The sequence below is a fragment of the Curtobacterium sp. PhB130 genome (genome assembly GCF_003755165.1).
GTDB lineage: Bacteria > Actinomycetota > Actinomycetes > Actinomycetales > Microbacteriaceae > Curtobacterium.
Genome location: NZ_RKII01000007.1, coordinates 35,224 through 49,853, shown reverse-complemented (window position 1 = coordinate 49,853; position 14,630 = coordinate 35,224). Strand labels below are relative to the sequence as shown.

The window sequence follows — 14,630 nt, the reverse complement described above, 5'->3', positions numbered from 1 at the left end:
CGTCAACCTCACATCATGAACCATGGTTGAGATCCAGAGCTCGGACACCTGCCCGTAAGCCGATCGGCTACCGGACGCCGCCGCGAGCGCTACTCTCCGGCTGCATTGACAAGAGCAATTCCGTCAGCGAGTTCGGTCTAGCACTTGGTGGAGTTGTCGGGCTCAATCCAGCTCGGGGACGAGCTGGTTTCCGGACGGAGGCGAGGACATGACGAAGGCCGCCGACAATGCTGTCGGCGGCCTTCGTGCTGTATGGACTGTCGTACTACCTAACCGAAGTGGTATCCAACTGTTGAGCCAGCTATGCCGTCGATGAGCGCGACGGCTAGGTATGCGGCGCTGAGAACAGCGCCGATGGCCAACACGACTCGATCAACACCTCTGCCGAACCACGCGGGGACGAAGAGCAAGCCAAGGAACACGATTCCCAGGCCCGGGAGCGCGAAGTTGCTCGCCAGCTGTACGAGCAGCACGATCCCGAGGACAAGGGCATGCTTTCCCGTTGCCCGGCCGACCCGGCTCGCGTGCTCTAGTTGCATCAGAATCCCACTCCCTCTCCGGCAGACTGCGACCCGCTCTTAGTGAGCGTTGCGTGCATGCTCCCACCATATGTCGGTCCGATCTTGCCGATGCCGTACCGTATGGTGATCTGCTCGTAGAGGATGTCCTTACCCTTCGGCGAGTAGTTGGCGCACTTGTCGACGGAGATGTTCGGGCCGAAGCTGTAGCTCTCCTTAGTCGTGTCCTTTGTGTTGCACCGGATGTAGCCCTGGTAGCCGCGGTACTTGGTCTTCGACCACGCTGACGCGCCGTCGTAGTACTGCAGGGTCTTCATGGTGCTCTTCCAGATCATCGACCGGCTGTTGATATGCACGGACGCGGTCTTCGAGCGAATCTTGCCAGCGGCGCGAACTACCGCACCACCGGTCGAGGCCGTTGCAGCGCTGTCGGTGCTGTCGAAGATCGCTTCCGGGGTCATGACACCCATTCCGTCGTACGCTGCGGCATCCTGGTCGTCGCTCGGCATCGTGGCGCAGACGTTGAAATCATCCGGCTGCGTCGCAGTCCCCGACTGAGCGTTCTGCTGCAGCAGTGCCTCGGCGCAGTAGTTGTCGATCGGAGTGTCCGACGCGGTGAACTTCCACGGCCCGAACGTCGTATCTGCCGGGACGCCAGCAGAGGTGCCGGTCACCCGAGCAGTCCAGTAGTACGTCTGCCCTGCAGTCAGTGAGCTCGCGGGACGGAAAACGTCAGCAGTCCCCGTGCTGGTCTCGATGGGGTCCGACACGCCGTCCGGGTTGGCCGTCAGGGTGTACTGCGTGGTGACGTCATCGGCGAACGAATCGTTCGTGGCTTTGAGGTACAGACCGGTGTCAGTGGAGGCGTATGCGGTGTCGACCGGGTAGCCGGAGACACCGTTGGTGATCCAGTCACCGCCGAGCGTGAAGAGCACGCTGGTGGTGGTGATGGCGTTGCCCGCCTGATCCACGATGGTCGCGTCCACGCGGTGTTCACCGCCTCGAGCGGCGACGGTTGCCTTCGCGGTCGTCGTCTTGGTGGCCGACAGATCGACAACGCCCGCGTCGGCGCCGTCAACGGTGAGGCCGAGCTGCTGGGCCGTTCCCGTTGCGATCGGGGCAGTGACGGAACAGGTGAAGTCCGCGGCCGGGATCTTGTACGTAGTGGAGCCTGCCGCGTAGGGGCAGGTCACCTTCGGGGCGATCGGGTTGGCGTACCAGCCCTGTACGTCGAACACGTAGTTTGTGGCGGCTCCGACATTGTGTAGGTCGAGCTTGCCGTTTGCTCCGAGCGGCACTGTGATGGTGTTGGTGCGGATGGTGTCGTAGTCGTAGTTGATCGCACTCGTGTTGGGTTCGTCAGCGTCGTCTGCCCAGACGCGGGCGTAGCCACCGTTCTGGCCACCGTGCGCGACGGTGAGGGAGAGCACAATCGCCGAAACACCGGAACCGATGACCGGGACGCCAGCTTGCCCGGCGACCTGGATGGCGCGGGTCTCATTAGCACCCACGATCTTGTTACCGGTTGCACGCGAGTCATAGACGCGGCCGGTGCCCGGGGTGAAGACAGCGCCGCTCTTACCCGCGGCGGTGAAGTAGCCCTGCACGTCGACAACCAGGTTGATGGCGCTGGTGCCGTTGTAGATGTTGATCTTGCCGTCAGCAGAGAGCTGAACCTGGGCCTGCATGCCGGTCGTCGTGCTTCCGGCATAGTTGAACGAGTTCGTTGGGCGAGTCCCGTCGGCCGCATATGGGGTGAGGTAACCCACCTTGTCCGTCGTGTTGATCGCGATCAGGTTCACAATCGCCCCTGAAGCGTCAGCCGGGACGCCGGCCGTACCGGACACCTGGACGGTCACGGTCTTGCCGCCAGCAACGGTGGCCTTGGTCGCGCCCAGTCCGGAACGGGTGTCGACGATACGCTTCCCGTTCAACGGGACGAAGCCCCCGGGCGCGGTGCCGTCAGTGTTCGCCGTGTAGTAACCCTGCACGTCGAGGATCAGACGCACGGAATTCTGCGTCTTGACCTGAATCGTGCCGTCAGCTGCCACTGCGAGCACGGAAGAGAACGACGTGTTGTCGTTGTCAATGCCGCCGTAGATGCCCATCGACGTCGTCGAAGCGTTCGTATCCGGACGACCATAGAGGATCGCCTGCGAGGGGATGTCCGCCACGGTTGCGACGAGTGACACGGAGCCGACGGTTCCGTCGTCGGGGAGACCTGCCATGCCGGCGACCTTCACCGTCCGCCAGGTGTCCGCCGGCATCGGCGTGTTGTACCCCCCGATGTTGTTCTTGGTATCCAGCACACGGCCCGTGGCCGCTACGAAGACACCGCCCGTTCCGGTGTCGCTGAGCGCATGCGCCGGCGTCGCGACGAGCAGCGAACCGAGAAGAGCGAGAGCGCCCAGAGCAGCCGCAGCAACGCTGCGTCCCCTCTGGCGTGAAGCGTGCAGCACTGTGCGCACGAGACCCCCTAGATCTGGAGACAGCCCCGTGCTGTCAACCTCGAAAGAGTAATCTTCAGCGCTTCCATAGCCGCTCCCCCAGAGAGGGGGACGACGTGGCTGCCGATGTCGATGCTCCACCGGCCACCGATCCCTTTCGCAAGGATGAGGACGGCACGCTTTTCGACAGGGCCCATCCAAGGAGAACACAACGCCCGAGCTGCGAACGACGTTCCACGTCACACCCGCCCACCGCGGTCGTCTAGCGCGATGCGGCCGTTACGACTCTCGCTCGGATCACCGCCGCAGTGAGGGTGCCGGTCACCGCGGATATCGAAGCCGGGTACGCAAATGACGCAGGCGGCTTCGAGCGCACGGCCCATGCCGTACTCGAAGCCGGTGCGGTCGAGATCAACATCGAGGACGGAGCCTTTCGCCCGTCCGAACTGGTGGAGCGCATCGGCGCTGCCCGACGCACAGTCGACCGTGCCGGGCTGCCGATGTTCATCAACGCCCGAACGGACGTGTACCTCGCAGGTCTGGTCGCCCCGGAGCAGCTCTTCTCGGAGACCCTCGCCCGCGCGAACCGCTACATCGAAGCAGGAGCAGATGGTGTCTTCGTTCCCGGAGTCACCGACGTCGAGGTGATCAGGGCACTGGCGGAAGCAACCGGTGGTCCACTCAACGTGATGGCCGGGCCTGGTTCCCCGAACATCGCGCAGCTCGCCGGGCTCGGAGTGGCGCGTGTGAGTCTCGGTTCGGGTGTGGCGCAGGCGGCGTACGAGACTGCTCGACGAGCTGCTGACGACCGGCACCTACGAGTCCCTGGCGCAGTCCGTCGACCACAGCGAACTGAACTCCCTGTTCTGACGAATCGACTCAGGCGGACCTGAGCGCCGCCCCAAGGAACGCGCCGCCGACGTACTCGACGTCGGCGGCGCCCGTCTCATTGGCGGATCGTTCATCGGACGCCGAAGACGAAGTCCTTCGGTGACCTGCTTCAGCGGAGTGGTGCAGGGGGCCGGCTCCTCCGAGACGGAGCATCTCCGGTCGCTGTGCGTCGCGGCCCTGGAAACGTCAGCGATCCAGAGTCGCATCGGGGACGACCCGGACGGAGAATGAGACGGTGACCACGCACTCGACGGACGACACGCATGACTGCTGCGCCCCGACGGGCCGTTCACAGCTGTTCGCGGACACCCGGGCGCCGGACGTCTCGGCAGGTGCGCCCGTCGCGGGTCCCGTCGCCACGAACGGCCACACGGTCGAGCAGGTGCACGTTCCGGCGCAGGCTTTTCGTATGGGTGACGGTCACGGTGACGGGAAGTGGGGCGATGGTGAGACGCCGGTGCACCCGGTGATGGTGTCCGCGTTCGACATCGACGCCACAAGCATCACGAACGACGACTTCGCCCGGTTCGTCGATGCGACCGGGTACCGCACCGAGGCCGAGACGTTCGGCTACTCCGCCGTGTTCCACCTCGCCCTCGACGCCGACGACACGGACGTCCTCGGGCAGCCGCCGCAGACACCGTGGTGGTTGGGTGTCCGCGGTGCGGACTGGCGTCATCCCGGCGGCCCGCGTTCCTCCGTCGACGGGTTCGGCGACCACCCGGTGGTGCACGTCTCGTGGAACGACGCCCAGGCGTACTGCCACTGGGCGGACCGTGCGCTCCCCACCGAGGCGCAGTGGGAAGCCGCGTCCCGCGGCGGGCTCGACCAGGCCCGGTACCCGTGGGGCGACGACCTGGGGGCGGCTGACGGCGACGGGCGGAGGTGGCACGTGAACATCTTCCAGGGCACGTTCCCCACCTCGAACACCCTGGACGACGGGTTCCCGACGACCGCGCCGGTCCGCACCTACGAGCCAAACCAGTACGGGCTATGGCAGACGGTCGGGAACGTGTGGGAGTGGTGTGCCGACGTCTTCGACGTCGGCACCTACGCCCGCGATGCCGCTGCCGGCGCGGTCGTCGACCCGGCAGGTCCAGCGACGACCAGTCCCGACGCGCCACGCGTCATGCGTGGCGGCTCGTACCTGTGCCACGACTCGTACTGCAACCGGTACCGGAACGCGGCACGCTCGCAGAACACACCGGACTCGTCCATGGGCAACGCCGGCTTCCGGACCGTCTCCCGCCCAGCCGGGCTCACGACAGCGTCAACCCGGGCCGGGGCCATGTCCTGACCGTCGATACGGAGACCCGTCTCGAGGACCGGTGTGCACGGAAGTCACTCGATCCGGGTGACGTCACGGCGGCTGGCGCATCGTACTTTCCTCACGAGGCCCCGCCTGCCGCGGTCTCATCGACAAGAGGGAGCGCGTGTCACGATGACCGACGCAACAGGTTCTGAGCGGAAGCGACCGGTGGACCGCGACACGTATCCGCGTCCGGAGTACCGGTTCCCGGACGTGGACATCGCGACGTACGCGAAGGACTCCACGGCGGACTTCCCACCGCCGCAGGGCGCTCCGGAGGCAGCGCCGAACGTCGTGGTCGTGCTCATCGACGACGCCGGCTACGGCCTGTCGAGCACGTTCGGTGGACTCATCGAGACCCCGACGTTCGATCGGTTGGCCGATGAGGGGCTCCGCTACTGCCAGTTCCACACGACCGCGCTGTGCGCGCCGACGCGGGCGTCTCTGCTCACCGGTCGCAACCACCACACCGCGGCGAGCGGGGTGATCGGCGAGCAGGCGACGGGGTTCCCCGGTTACACCGGCATCATCCCGAAGAGCTGTGGCACCTTCGTTGAGACGCTGTCGCAGAACGGCTACGCGACCGCGTGGTTCGGGAAGAACCACAACGTCCCCGACAACATGACCAGCCCCGCGGGCCCGTTCGACAACTGGCCGACGAACATGGGCTTCGACTACTTCTACGGGTTCATCGCCGGTGAAACCGACCAGTTCTACCCGCAGCTGGTCCGGAACACGACTCCGGTCGAACCCCCGCGGACACCCGAGGAGGGCTACCACCTCACCGAGGACCTCGCGGACGAGTGTGTCCAGTGGATGAGGACGCAGAAGAGCATCGCCCCGGACCGTCCGTTCTTCGCCTACTTCGCCCCCGGCGCGATGCACGCACCGCACCAGCCGCCTCTCGACCGACGGGGGCGTCACGACGGGCAGTTCGACTTCGGCTGGGACGAGTACCGCGCCCGGGTGTTCCAGCGCCAGCTCGACCTGGGCGTCATCCCGTCCGGCACCGACCTCACCGAACGGCACGCGGAGATCCCGGCGTGGGACGACCACACCGAGGATGAACAGCACCTGTTCCGCCGGCAGTTCGAGAACTTCGCGGACTACCTCGCCGCGACCGACGAACAGGTCGGCCGACTCGTGGACACGCTGGAGGAGCTCGGTGAGCTCGACAACACGCTCTTCCTGTACGTGATGGGCGACAACGGGTCCTCCGCCGAGGGCACCCTCATCGGTACCTTCAACGAGATCCACACGCTGAACGGCTACCAGGAGGACATCGCCGACCTCCTGCCGCACTCCGAGGAGTGGGGCATGCCCGGCAGCTCCCCGCACATGGCCGTGGGGTGGGCGCACGCAGGGGACACCCCGTTCCAGTGGACGAAGCAGATCGCGTCGCACTTCGGCGGCACGCGCAACGGGATGGTCGTGCACTGGCCGGCACGCATCACGGACGCCGGCTCCCGGCGGTTCCAGTTCCACCACGTGATCGACGTCGCTCCGACCGTGCTCGAGGCGGTCGGCATCAGCGAACCGACCATGGTCAACGGTGTCCCGCAGACGCCGATCGATGGCACCTCGTTCGCGTACACGTTCACGGAGGACCCGGCGACGAGCCGGCACCGCACGCAGTACTTCGAGATGTACGGCAACCGCGGGATCTACCACGACGGATGGATGGCCTCCTGCCGGCACGGACGCCTGCCCTGGATCGGAGCCGGATCATTCCCATGGGACGACGACACGTGGGAGCTCTACGACATCGCCGACGACTTCTCCCAGGCGCACGACCTCGCGGCCCAGCACCCGGAGAAGCTTGCCGAGATGCAGGAACTGTTCCTGGTCGAAGCATCGAAGCACAACGTGCTGCCGTTGGACGACCGGTTCGCGGAACGGCTCGACGTCCGACTGCGCCCGAGCTACTTCTTCGGCCGGGAACACGTCTCATTCCCCCCGAGCCTGCGCCGGCTCCCCGAGGGCAGCGGGCCGAAGCTCAACAACGTCGACCACGTCGTATCCGTCCCGGTGACCATCCCGGACGACGGTGCCGAGGGCGTCCTCTTCCACGTGGGCGGCGACGCCGCGGGGTGGGTGCTCTACATCCGCGACGGCAAGCTCGTCTACCACTACAACTTCTTCAACCTCCGCCGGCACACGCTTGAGTCCGACCGGCCCGTGCCGCACGGCGACACCACGCTCGGGTTCCGGTTCACCAGTGCAGACGTCCCCGGCGGCAGCGCCACAGTCGACCTCGTCATCGACGGCGAACCCGCCGGACACCTCGACCTCCCGGAACAGGTACGCGCACGGTTCGGGGTCGAGAGCATGAGCGTCGGCGTGAACACCGGATCCCCCGTCGACGAGTACTACCGGACCCGCGGCGGCTTCCCGTTCACCGGCCGGATCCACCGCGTCGACCTCGACTTCGTCTCGGACGTCGCCGACATCTCACCCGAGGAGAAGGTCCGCCAGCACCTCGGCATGGACTGACCGCCGCACACCGACTACTCCTGACATCCCTCCTTAGAGGTATGCGGCGCTGCCCGTTAGCGGATGGGCTATAGGGCACTGCTAGTTTCCAGAGCACCAGCGGGGAGCGCTAACGGAGGGACGTCAGAGGACCGTGAGTGCAATCAGGTGGACCTGGCGTCGTGAGCATCAGCCCCGGCCCTGTGCTGATTCGAGCGCCACGCACCCCATCGGTGGAGTTCTTGGAAGACGGTTTCGAGACTTCGTCCCTCTGCCGTGATGCGGTAGGTGACCTGCGGCGGGACAGTCGGGGTGACTTCGCGTTCGACGAGGTTGGCTCCGACGAGGCGACGGAGCTCGCCGGAGAGAACTTTCTGTGAGATTCCGTGGACGCGGCGCTGGAGGTCGGCGTACCGACGTTCGCTCTGCAGGAGCTCCCACAGCACGAGCATCGACCACTTCCCTCCGATCAGGTCGGTTGTCCGTCGGACCGTCGACTCGCAGAATCCGCCCTGTCGCTCGCCCGTGTCCATGCGTCCCTTCCTCGAGGTGCGTTCCTAACGGCAAAGTGCCGTCTTCCGGAGCTGGCACTGACTGACGCAAGCTCGTCAGGTCGAACCAACGAAAGGACCGCACCATGCCCATCATTCACGTCGACATCGTCCCCGAACTCATGCGCGGGGACCGACAGGTCCAGTACAAGACCATGGCCGCCGGGATCACGGACGCGTTCGTCGCGAGCACCGGAGCGCCCGTCGAGTCGGTGCACGTCCTCATCACCGAGGTCTCCGACACGAAGTACTCCGTCGGCGGCGTGCTGCTCCACGAGAAGATGGCGTCACCCGGGGTAACCGACTGATCGGCAAACGGGGCGCGCGGCCAACATGTGCGCGCGGCGACCGCCGTCGGGTGGTTCACCCGGCGGAGGTCGGTCGCTCGTCTGAGACGAGTGCGACCAGGATGGTGCCAGAGCGTCTCCTGGACCGTCCCGGTAGCCGGTCGTTTAGCGGACGAGCTTGCTCGAAACTGCCTGGCCGCGTCCGTTACGGTTCCGGTCGCAGGTGAGGCTCCGCTCTCGAACGCCTGCGTTTGAGAGCGGAGCTGAGGGATTAGCGGTTGGGGTGTGCTTGTCGTTCGATGCAGCGGTAGACAGTGGCTCGTCCGATACCGAACAGCTCGGCGAGTTCAGCGACCGAGTGAGTGCCGGCTTGGTGGACCTCAAGGAGGTGGCGTTGTTGCGCGTAGCTGAGTTTGGGTTGCCGGCCGCGGAGATGGCCCTTGGCTTTCGCGATCTGCATCCCTTCCCGTGTTCGGGCTCGGATCAGGTCGGATTCGAACTCGGCCACCATGGCGAGGACGTTGAACAGTAGCCGGCCGACGGGGTCGTTCGGGTCGTGGACGGAACCGCCGATGTTCAGCTTGACGTTCTTCGCAGTGAGCTCGTCGACGATGTCCTTCGCGTCGCGGAGGCTTCGTGCGAGCCGGTCGAGCTTCGCGATTACGAGAGTGTCCCCGTCACGACAAGATGCGAGCGCTTCGCGCAGCCCTGGTCGAGATCTGTTCGTGCCAGTCAGGCCATGATCGGTGTGGATGTTGGGCGGGAGGACTCCAAGCCGTTCAAGCGCGACTCGCTGAGCGGTGAGGTCCTGTTCGTAGGTTGAGACGCGGGCGTACCCGATGAGTAGAGCGTTCATGGCGCGAGGATCCGCCGACTTCCCGAGTCCGCCTCGTCTCGCACCGCGATGCTTAAACGGTCGCTGACCTTGAGTCCGACGGTTGATCGCTCGCACGAAGCGGGCTCAGATTCAGTTGCGACGGGTCCTGTCCACGGGTACTACTCGGAATCGCGCAGCCGAACGATCATTCGGGCCGTTTGGACTGCAACGTCGCCGCAACCTGCTGTAGCTCTGCGAACGTGTCATCGAGTTCGTGGTGCAGGTCGGTCGACCCGGGCGTCCAGCGTCGGATCGCGGTACTGAACGTGTCCATTCCGACACGGGCGCAGAGCAGCGCTTCGCGTTCGGAGATTCCGCGGGCGACCAGGCCGGCCGCGACCAGATCGACCAGTGCTGCGGCCTTCGCGTGCTCGCGTTCGAGGAGTGCAGGGGCGGACCGGATGATCGGCGCACGCAGCTCTGCCAGTGGCCGGTTCCGTTCGATGAGCGGCACGACGTCATGGAACGCGTGTAGCAGTGCCGGCAGTGCCGGCAGGTCGCTCGGCGCCGCGGCGAGGGCCCCCGCGGTGACTTCGCGGAGTTCGTCCTCGGAGGCGAACAACACCTCCCGCTTGTCGGGGAAGTGCCGGAAGTACGTGCGCTCGGTGACGCCTGCCCGCGCCGCGATCTGCTCCGTTGTCGCACCATCGAAACCCCGCTCGCGGAACAGCTCGAGCGCAGCGCGCTGGAGTCGCTCCCGCACGATCCGTCCATCCCGAGGCATGCCCAGATGCTAGCAGGTTGCGTCAGCGACTGACAGACCGTAAAGTCAGCGACTGACGATTCGTTGCGTCAGCCGCTGTCGCAACGCTTGACAGACCAGGAGACTCCGATGACAGACACGATGCGTACCCTGCGGTTCCACGAGTACGGCGAGCCGGAGGCCGTCCTCCGGTTCGAGACGGCGCCGGTACCCGAGCCGGGATCCGGCCGGATCCGTGTACGCGTGCACGCTGCCGGACTCGCACCAGCGGATTGGGCGCTGTGCGGTGGCCTCTTCGCGGGGACCCTGCCCCGGGGCGTCGGCTGCGACGTCGCGGGCACCGTCGATGCCGTCGGCGACGGCGTCGGGGGTGTCGCGGTCGGCGACGTGGTGTTCGGCACCGCCGACTGGGCGAACTCGCCGTCCGCGGGCGCGTCCGACTTCGCGGTGATGAACCGTTGGTTCCCCGTCCCGGAGGGGCTCGACCTCGTGCAGGCCGCGGCGCTGCCGATGACCGTCGACACCGCGTACGCGCACCTGCGCTGGCTCGCACTCGAACCGGGCAAGACGATCCTCGTGCACGGCGCCGGGAGCACGATCGGGTTCGCGGCCGTGCAGATCGCCCTCCTCCGGGGCATTCACGTCATCGCCACCGCGGGCGAGACCTATGCACAGCAGCTGCGCGACCTCGGCGCCACCGTCACCTCGTACGGCGACGGCATGGTGGAGCGCGTCGCGGAACTCGCGGACGGTCCGGTCGACGTCGCCCTCGACACCGCACCGGTCGGCGGCTCGCTGCCGGACCTCATCGGCCTCGTCGGCGGCGACCCGAAGCAGGTCCTGACGATTTCCGATTTCGCGGCGGCCGCCGAGCTCGGCACCCGTTCCTCCGCCACCGAGGACATCACCGACCGCGTCGAGGCCCTGCCGGAGTTCGCCGCACTCGCCGCCGAAGGACGCTTCCGGGTGCCGGTCGCCGCCACATTCCCCCTTGAAGATTGGCAAACCGCGCTCACGATCAGCCGCAGCAGCAACGCCCGCGGCAAGCTCGTCCTCCTCCCCAAGGGCGCGGACGTCGCGTCGTAACCCGCGGGATGCCCTCGAGCGACACATACCGCGTCACTCGAAGGCATCGGCGACAAATCGAGTCTCCAGCCGCTCGTATCTACCGCCCGATAGCCGGTCGTCCTCCGGACGACTCGCGCCGTCCGGTCTCACATAGGTGGTCCGCAGACCCTTTGAATCCGGGGTCCCCTATCCGGACGCCCCCCCCGACAACGACGAGAACGCCCCGCCGGCCAAAGCCAGCGGGGCGTCCTCGTAAGTCAGAGCAGGATCAGAAGTCCCAGTCCTCGTCCTCGGTGCTCTCCGCCTTGCCGATGACGTACGACGAGCCGGACCCCGAGAAGAAGTCGTGGTTCTCGTCAGCATTGGGCGACAGTGCCGACAGGATCGCCGGGTTCACGTCCGTCGTCTCCTTGGGGAACATCGGCTCGTAGCCCAGGTTCATCAGCGCCTTGTTGGCGTTGTAGTGCAGGAACTTCTTGACGTCCTCGGTCAGCCCGACCTGGTCGTAGAGGTCCTGCGTGTACTGGACCTCGTTCTCGTAGAGCTCGAACAGCAGGTTGAACGTGTAGTCCTTGATCTCCTGCTTGCGCTCCTCGGAAAGGCCTTCGAGACCCTTCTGGAACTTGTACCCGATGTAGTACCCGTGGACGGCTTCGTCGCGGATGATCAGGCGGATCAGGTCAGCGGTGTTGGTGAGCTTGGCGCGCGAGGACCAGTACATCGGCAGGTAGAAGCCGGAGTAGAACAGGAACGACTCGAGCAGCGTCGAGGCGACCTTGCGCTTCAGGGGGTCGTCACCCGTGTAGTAGTCGAGGACGATCTGCGCCTTCTTCTGCAGGTTCGGGTTCTCGACCGACCAGCGGAAGGCGTCGTCGATCTCCGGCGTCGACGCGAGCGTCGAGAAGATGGACGAGTAGCTCTTGGCGTGCACCGACTCCATGAACGCGATGTTCGTGTAGACGGCCTCTTCGTGCGGGGTGACGGCGTCGGGGATCAGGCTGATCGCGCCGACGGTGCCCTGGATCGTGTCGAGGAGCGTCAGACCGGTGAAGACGCGCATGGTCAGCGTCTGCTCGGCCGGCGTGAGCGTGTTCCACGACTGCACGTCGTTCGACAGCGGCACCTTCTCGGGCAGCCAGAAGTTGTTGACGAGGCGGTTCCAGACCTCGACGTCCTTCTCGTCCTGGATGCGGTTCCAGTTGATCGCGCTGACCGAACGGATCAGCGGGACGGCTTTGCCGGTGGCGTGGACCGGGTCGGTGAGAGTCATTGCGTTCTTCCGGAATTCGTGGATCGGAACAGGTGTCGGACCGGAGGCGCGGTGCGGGCTGGCACCGCGCCTCCAGTCAGGAGAAGGTCAAGACCAAGGTCACAGCATGCACGACGCCGAAGGCGTCACAGCATGCACGAAACGCAGCCCTCGACCTCGGTGCCCTCGAGCGCGAGCTGGCGCAGACGGATGTAGTAGATCGTCTTGATGCCCTTGCGCCATGCGTAGATCTGCGCCTTGTTGATGTCGCGCGTGGTGGCGGTGTCCTTGAAGAACAGCGTCAGGGACAGGCCCTGGTCCACGTGCTGCGTCGCCGCGGCGTACGTGTCGATGATCTTCTCCGGGCCGATCTCGTACGCGTCCTGGTAGTAGTCCAGGTTCTCGTTCGTCATGAACGGCGCCGGGTAGTAGACGCGACCGAGCTTGCCTTCCTTGCGGATCTCGATCTTCGACGCGATCGGGTGGATCGACGAGGTGGAGTGGTTGATGTACGAGATCGAACCGGTCGGCGGCACGGCCTGCAGGTTCTGGTTGTAGATCCCGTGCTCCTGGATGGACGCCTTCAGCGCCTTCCAGTCGTCCTGCGTCGGGATGGTGATGTTCGCGTTGTCGAAGAGCGAAGCAACACGAGCCGTCGCGGGCGTCCACGCAGCGTCGGTGTACTTGTCGAAGAACTCACCGGACGCGTACTTCGAGTCGCGGAAGCCGTCGAAGGTCTCGCCGGTCTCGATGGCGATGTTGTTCGAGGCGCGCAGGGCGTGGAACAGCACCGTGTAGAAGTAGATGTTCGTGAAGTCGATGCCCTCTTCGGAGCCGTAGTACACGTGCTCACGAGCGAGGTAGCCGTGCAGGTTCATCTGGCCGAGGCCGATGGCGTGCGACTTGTCGTTGCCGTCCTCGACGGAACGCACCGAGTTGATGTGCGACATCTGCGAGACCGAGGTCAGGCCGCGGATCGCCGTCTCGATGGTCTTGCCGAAGTTCGGCGAGTCCATCGTGAGCGCGATGTTCAGCGAGCCGAGGTTGCAGGAGATGTCCTTGCCGATCTCCTTGTACGAGAGGTCCTCGTTGAAGGTGGTCGGGGTGTTGACCTGCAGGATCTCCGAGCACAGGTTGGACATGTTGATCCGGCCCTTGATCGGGTTGGCCTTGTTCACCGTGTCCTCGAACACGATGTACGGGTAACCCGACTCGAACTGGATCTCCGCGATGGTCTGGAAGAACTCGCGGGCCTTGATCTTCGTCTTCTTGATGCGCGAGTCGTCGACCATGGCGCGGTAGTTCTCGGAGATCGGGACGTCACCGAAGGGGACGCCGTAGACCTTCTCGACGTCGTACGGCGAGAAGAGGTACATGTCCTCGTTGTTCTTCGCGAGCTCGAACGTGATGTCCGGCACGACGACACCGAGCGACAGCGTCTTGATGCGGATCTTCTCGTCGGCGTTCTCACGCTTGGTGTCGAGGAACTTCATGATGTCCGGGTGGTGCGCCGACAGGTACACGGCACCGGCACCCTGGCGGGCACCGAGCTGGTTGGCGTACGAGAAGGAGTCTTCCAGCAGCTTCATCACGGGGATGATGCCCGAGGACTGGTTCTCGATCTGCTTGATCGGAGCGCCGGCTTCACGGATGTTGGAGAGCAGCAGGGCCACGCCACCGCCGCGCTTCGAGAGCTGCAGCGAGGAGTTGATCCCGCGAGAGATCGACTCCATGTTGTCCTCGATGCGGAGGAGGAAGCAGGAGACGAGCTCGCCGCGCTGTGCCTTCGCGGTGTTGAGGAACGTCGGGGTCGCGGGCTGGAAGCGCCCGGCGACGATCTCCTCGACGAGGTCGATCGCGAGCTGCTCGTTGCCCTGCGCGAGGCCGAGGGCGGTCATCACGACGCGGTCCTCGAAGCGCTCGAGGTAGCGCTTGCCGTCGAACGTCTTGAGCGTGTAGCTCGTGTAGTACTTGAACGCCCCGAGGAACGTCTGGAACCGGAACTTCTTCGAGTACGCCAGGTCGTTCAGACGCTGGATGAAGTCGAGCGAGTACAGGTCGATCGTCGCCTGCTCGTAGTACTCGTTCTCCACCAGGTAGTCGAGCCGCTCCTTCAGGTTGTGGAAGAAGACGGTGTTCTGGTTGACGTGCTGCAGGAAGAACTGCTTGGCGGCTTCGCGGTCCTTGTCGAACTGGATGTTGCCGTCCGCGTCGTAGAGGTTGAGCATCGCGTTGAGGGAGTGGTAGTCCATCCCCGT

At 65.3% G+C, this 14,630-nt stretch carries 11 protein-coding genes and 1 pseudogene; 5 read left to right on the top strand and 7 right to left on the bottom strand.

The window, feature by feature from the left end; all coding sequences use genetic code 11:
- Positions 1-269 precede the first annotated feature (269 nt).
- Both EDF24_RS06065 and EDF24_RS06060 read right to left on the bottom strand, forming a co-directional pair.
- A complete protein-coding gene (locus EDF24_RS06065; protein WP_123701536.1) occupies positions 270-539 on the bottom strand; it encodes a hypothetical protein in 270 nt (89 codons plus the stop codon).
- Complete coding sequence (locus EDF24_RS06060) at positions 539-2,986, bottom strand: hypothetical protein (protein WP_148070813.1); 2,448 nt, start codon at positions 2,984-2,986, stop codon at positions 539-541. The genes EDF24_RS06065 and EDF24_RS06060 overlap by 1 nt, the downstream gene beginning before the upstream one ends.
- 260 nt (positions 2,987-3,246) lie before the next feature.
- Here EDF24_RS06060 and EDF24_RS06055 point away from each other — a divergent pair.
- From EDF24_RS06055 to EDF24_RS06045, 3 genes and pseudogenes are all read left to right on the top strand, one after another.
- Positions 3,247-3,858 (top strand): annotated as a pseudogene (locus tag EDF24_RS06055) (isocitrate lyase/phosphoenolpyruvate mutase family protein); the annotation flags it as partial.
- 407 nt (positions 3,859-4,265) lie between these two features.
- Positions 4,266-5,153 (top strand): formylglycine-generating enzyme family protein, encoded by an 888-nt coding sequence (locus EDF24_RS06050; protein WP_123702557.1) that lies wholly within the window; start codon positions 4,266-4,268, stop codon positions 5,151-5,153.
- 180 nt (positions 5,154-5,333) lie between these two features.
- Positions 5,334-7,658 carry an arylsulfatase gene (locus tag EDF24_RS06045; protein WP_221181347.1) on the top strand — a complete coding sequence of 775 codons (2,325 nt, stop codon included), beginning with the start codon at positions 5,334-5,336 and terminating at the stop codon, positions 7,656-7,658.
- 143 nt (positions 7,659-7,801) lie between these two features.
- Here the strand turns inward: EDF24_RS06045 and EDF24_RS06040 are convergent, their stop codons facing one another.
- Positions 7,802-8,170, bottom strand: a complete 369-nt coding sequence (locus EDF24_RS06040; RefSeq protein WP_123701528.1) for a helix-turn-helix domain-containing protein — start codon at positions 8,168-8,170, stop codon at positions 7,802-7,804.
- A gap of 104 nt (positions 8,171-8,274) precedes the next feature.
- On the opposite strand from EDF24_RS06040, the gene EDF24_RS06035 reads away from it, so the two are divergent.
- Positions 8,275-8,496, top strand: a complete 222-nt coding sequence (locus EDF24_RS06035) for a 2-hydroxymuconate tautomerase (RefSeq protein ID WP_123701527.1) — start codon at positions 8,275-8,277, stop codon at positions 8,494-8,496.
- A gap of 250 nt (positions 8,497-8,746) precedes the next feature.
- On the opposite strand, the gene EDF24_RS06030 is transcribed toward EDF24_RS06035, so the two are convergent.
- Together EDF24_RS06030 and EDF24_RS06025 are read right to left on the bottom strand one after the other, a co-directional pair.
- The gene (locus tag EDF24_RS06030; RefSeq protein WP_123701525.1) at positions 8,747-9,331 is read right to left on the bottom strand and encodes a recombinase family protein; all 585 of its coding nucleotides are present in this window, start codon (positions 9,329-9,331) and stop codon (positions 8,747-8,749) included.
- A 166-nt stretch (positions 9,332-9,497) separates the two neighbouring features.
- Positions 9,498-10,076 carry a TetR/AcrR family transcriptional regulator gene (locus tag EDF24_RS06025; RefSeq protein WP_185021575.1) on the bottom strand — a complete coding sequence of 193 codons (579 nt, stop codon included), beginning with the start codon at positions 10,074-10,076 and terminating at the stop codon, positions 9,498-9,500.
- A 108-nt stretch (positions 10,077-10,184) separates the two neighbouring features.
- Here EDF24_RS06025 and EDF24_RS06020 point away from each other — a divergent pair, with 108 nt between their 5' ends.
- Entirely contained in the window at positions 10,185-11,141 is a 957-nt protein-coding gene (locus EDF24_RS06020) for an NADP-dependent oxidoreductase (protein ID WP_221181345.1), read from the top strand.
- Between the two features lie 250 nt (positions 11,142-11,391).
- Here EDF24_RS06020 and nrdF read toward each other — a convergent pair whose 3' ends face one another.
- Together nrdF and nrdE are read right to left on the bottom strand one after the other, a co-directional pair.
- The gene (gene nrdF, locus EDF24_RS06015) at positions 11,392-12,393 is read right to left on the bottom strand and encodes a class 1b ribonucleoside-diphosphate reductase subunit beta (protein ID WP_243698270.1); all 1,002 of its coding nucleotides are present in this window, start codon (positions 12,391-12,393) and stop codon (positions 11,392-11,394) included.
- Between the two features lie 125 nt (positions 12,394-12,518).
- Positions 12,519-14,624, bottom strand: a complete 2,106-nt coding sequence (nrdE, locus tag EDF24_RS06010; RefSeq protein WP_123655943.1) for a class 1b ribonucleoside-diphosphate reductase subunit alpha — start codon at positions 14,622-14,624, stop codon at positions 12,519-12,521.
- Between the last annotated feature and the right edge of the window lie 6 nt (positions 14,625-14,630).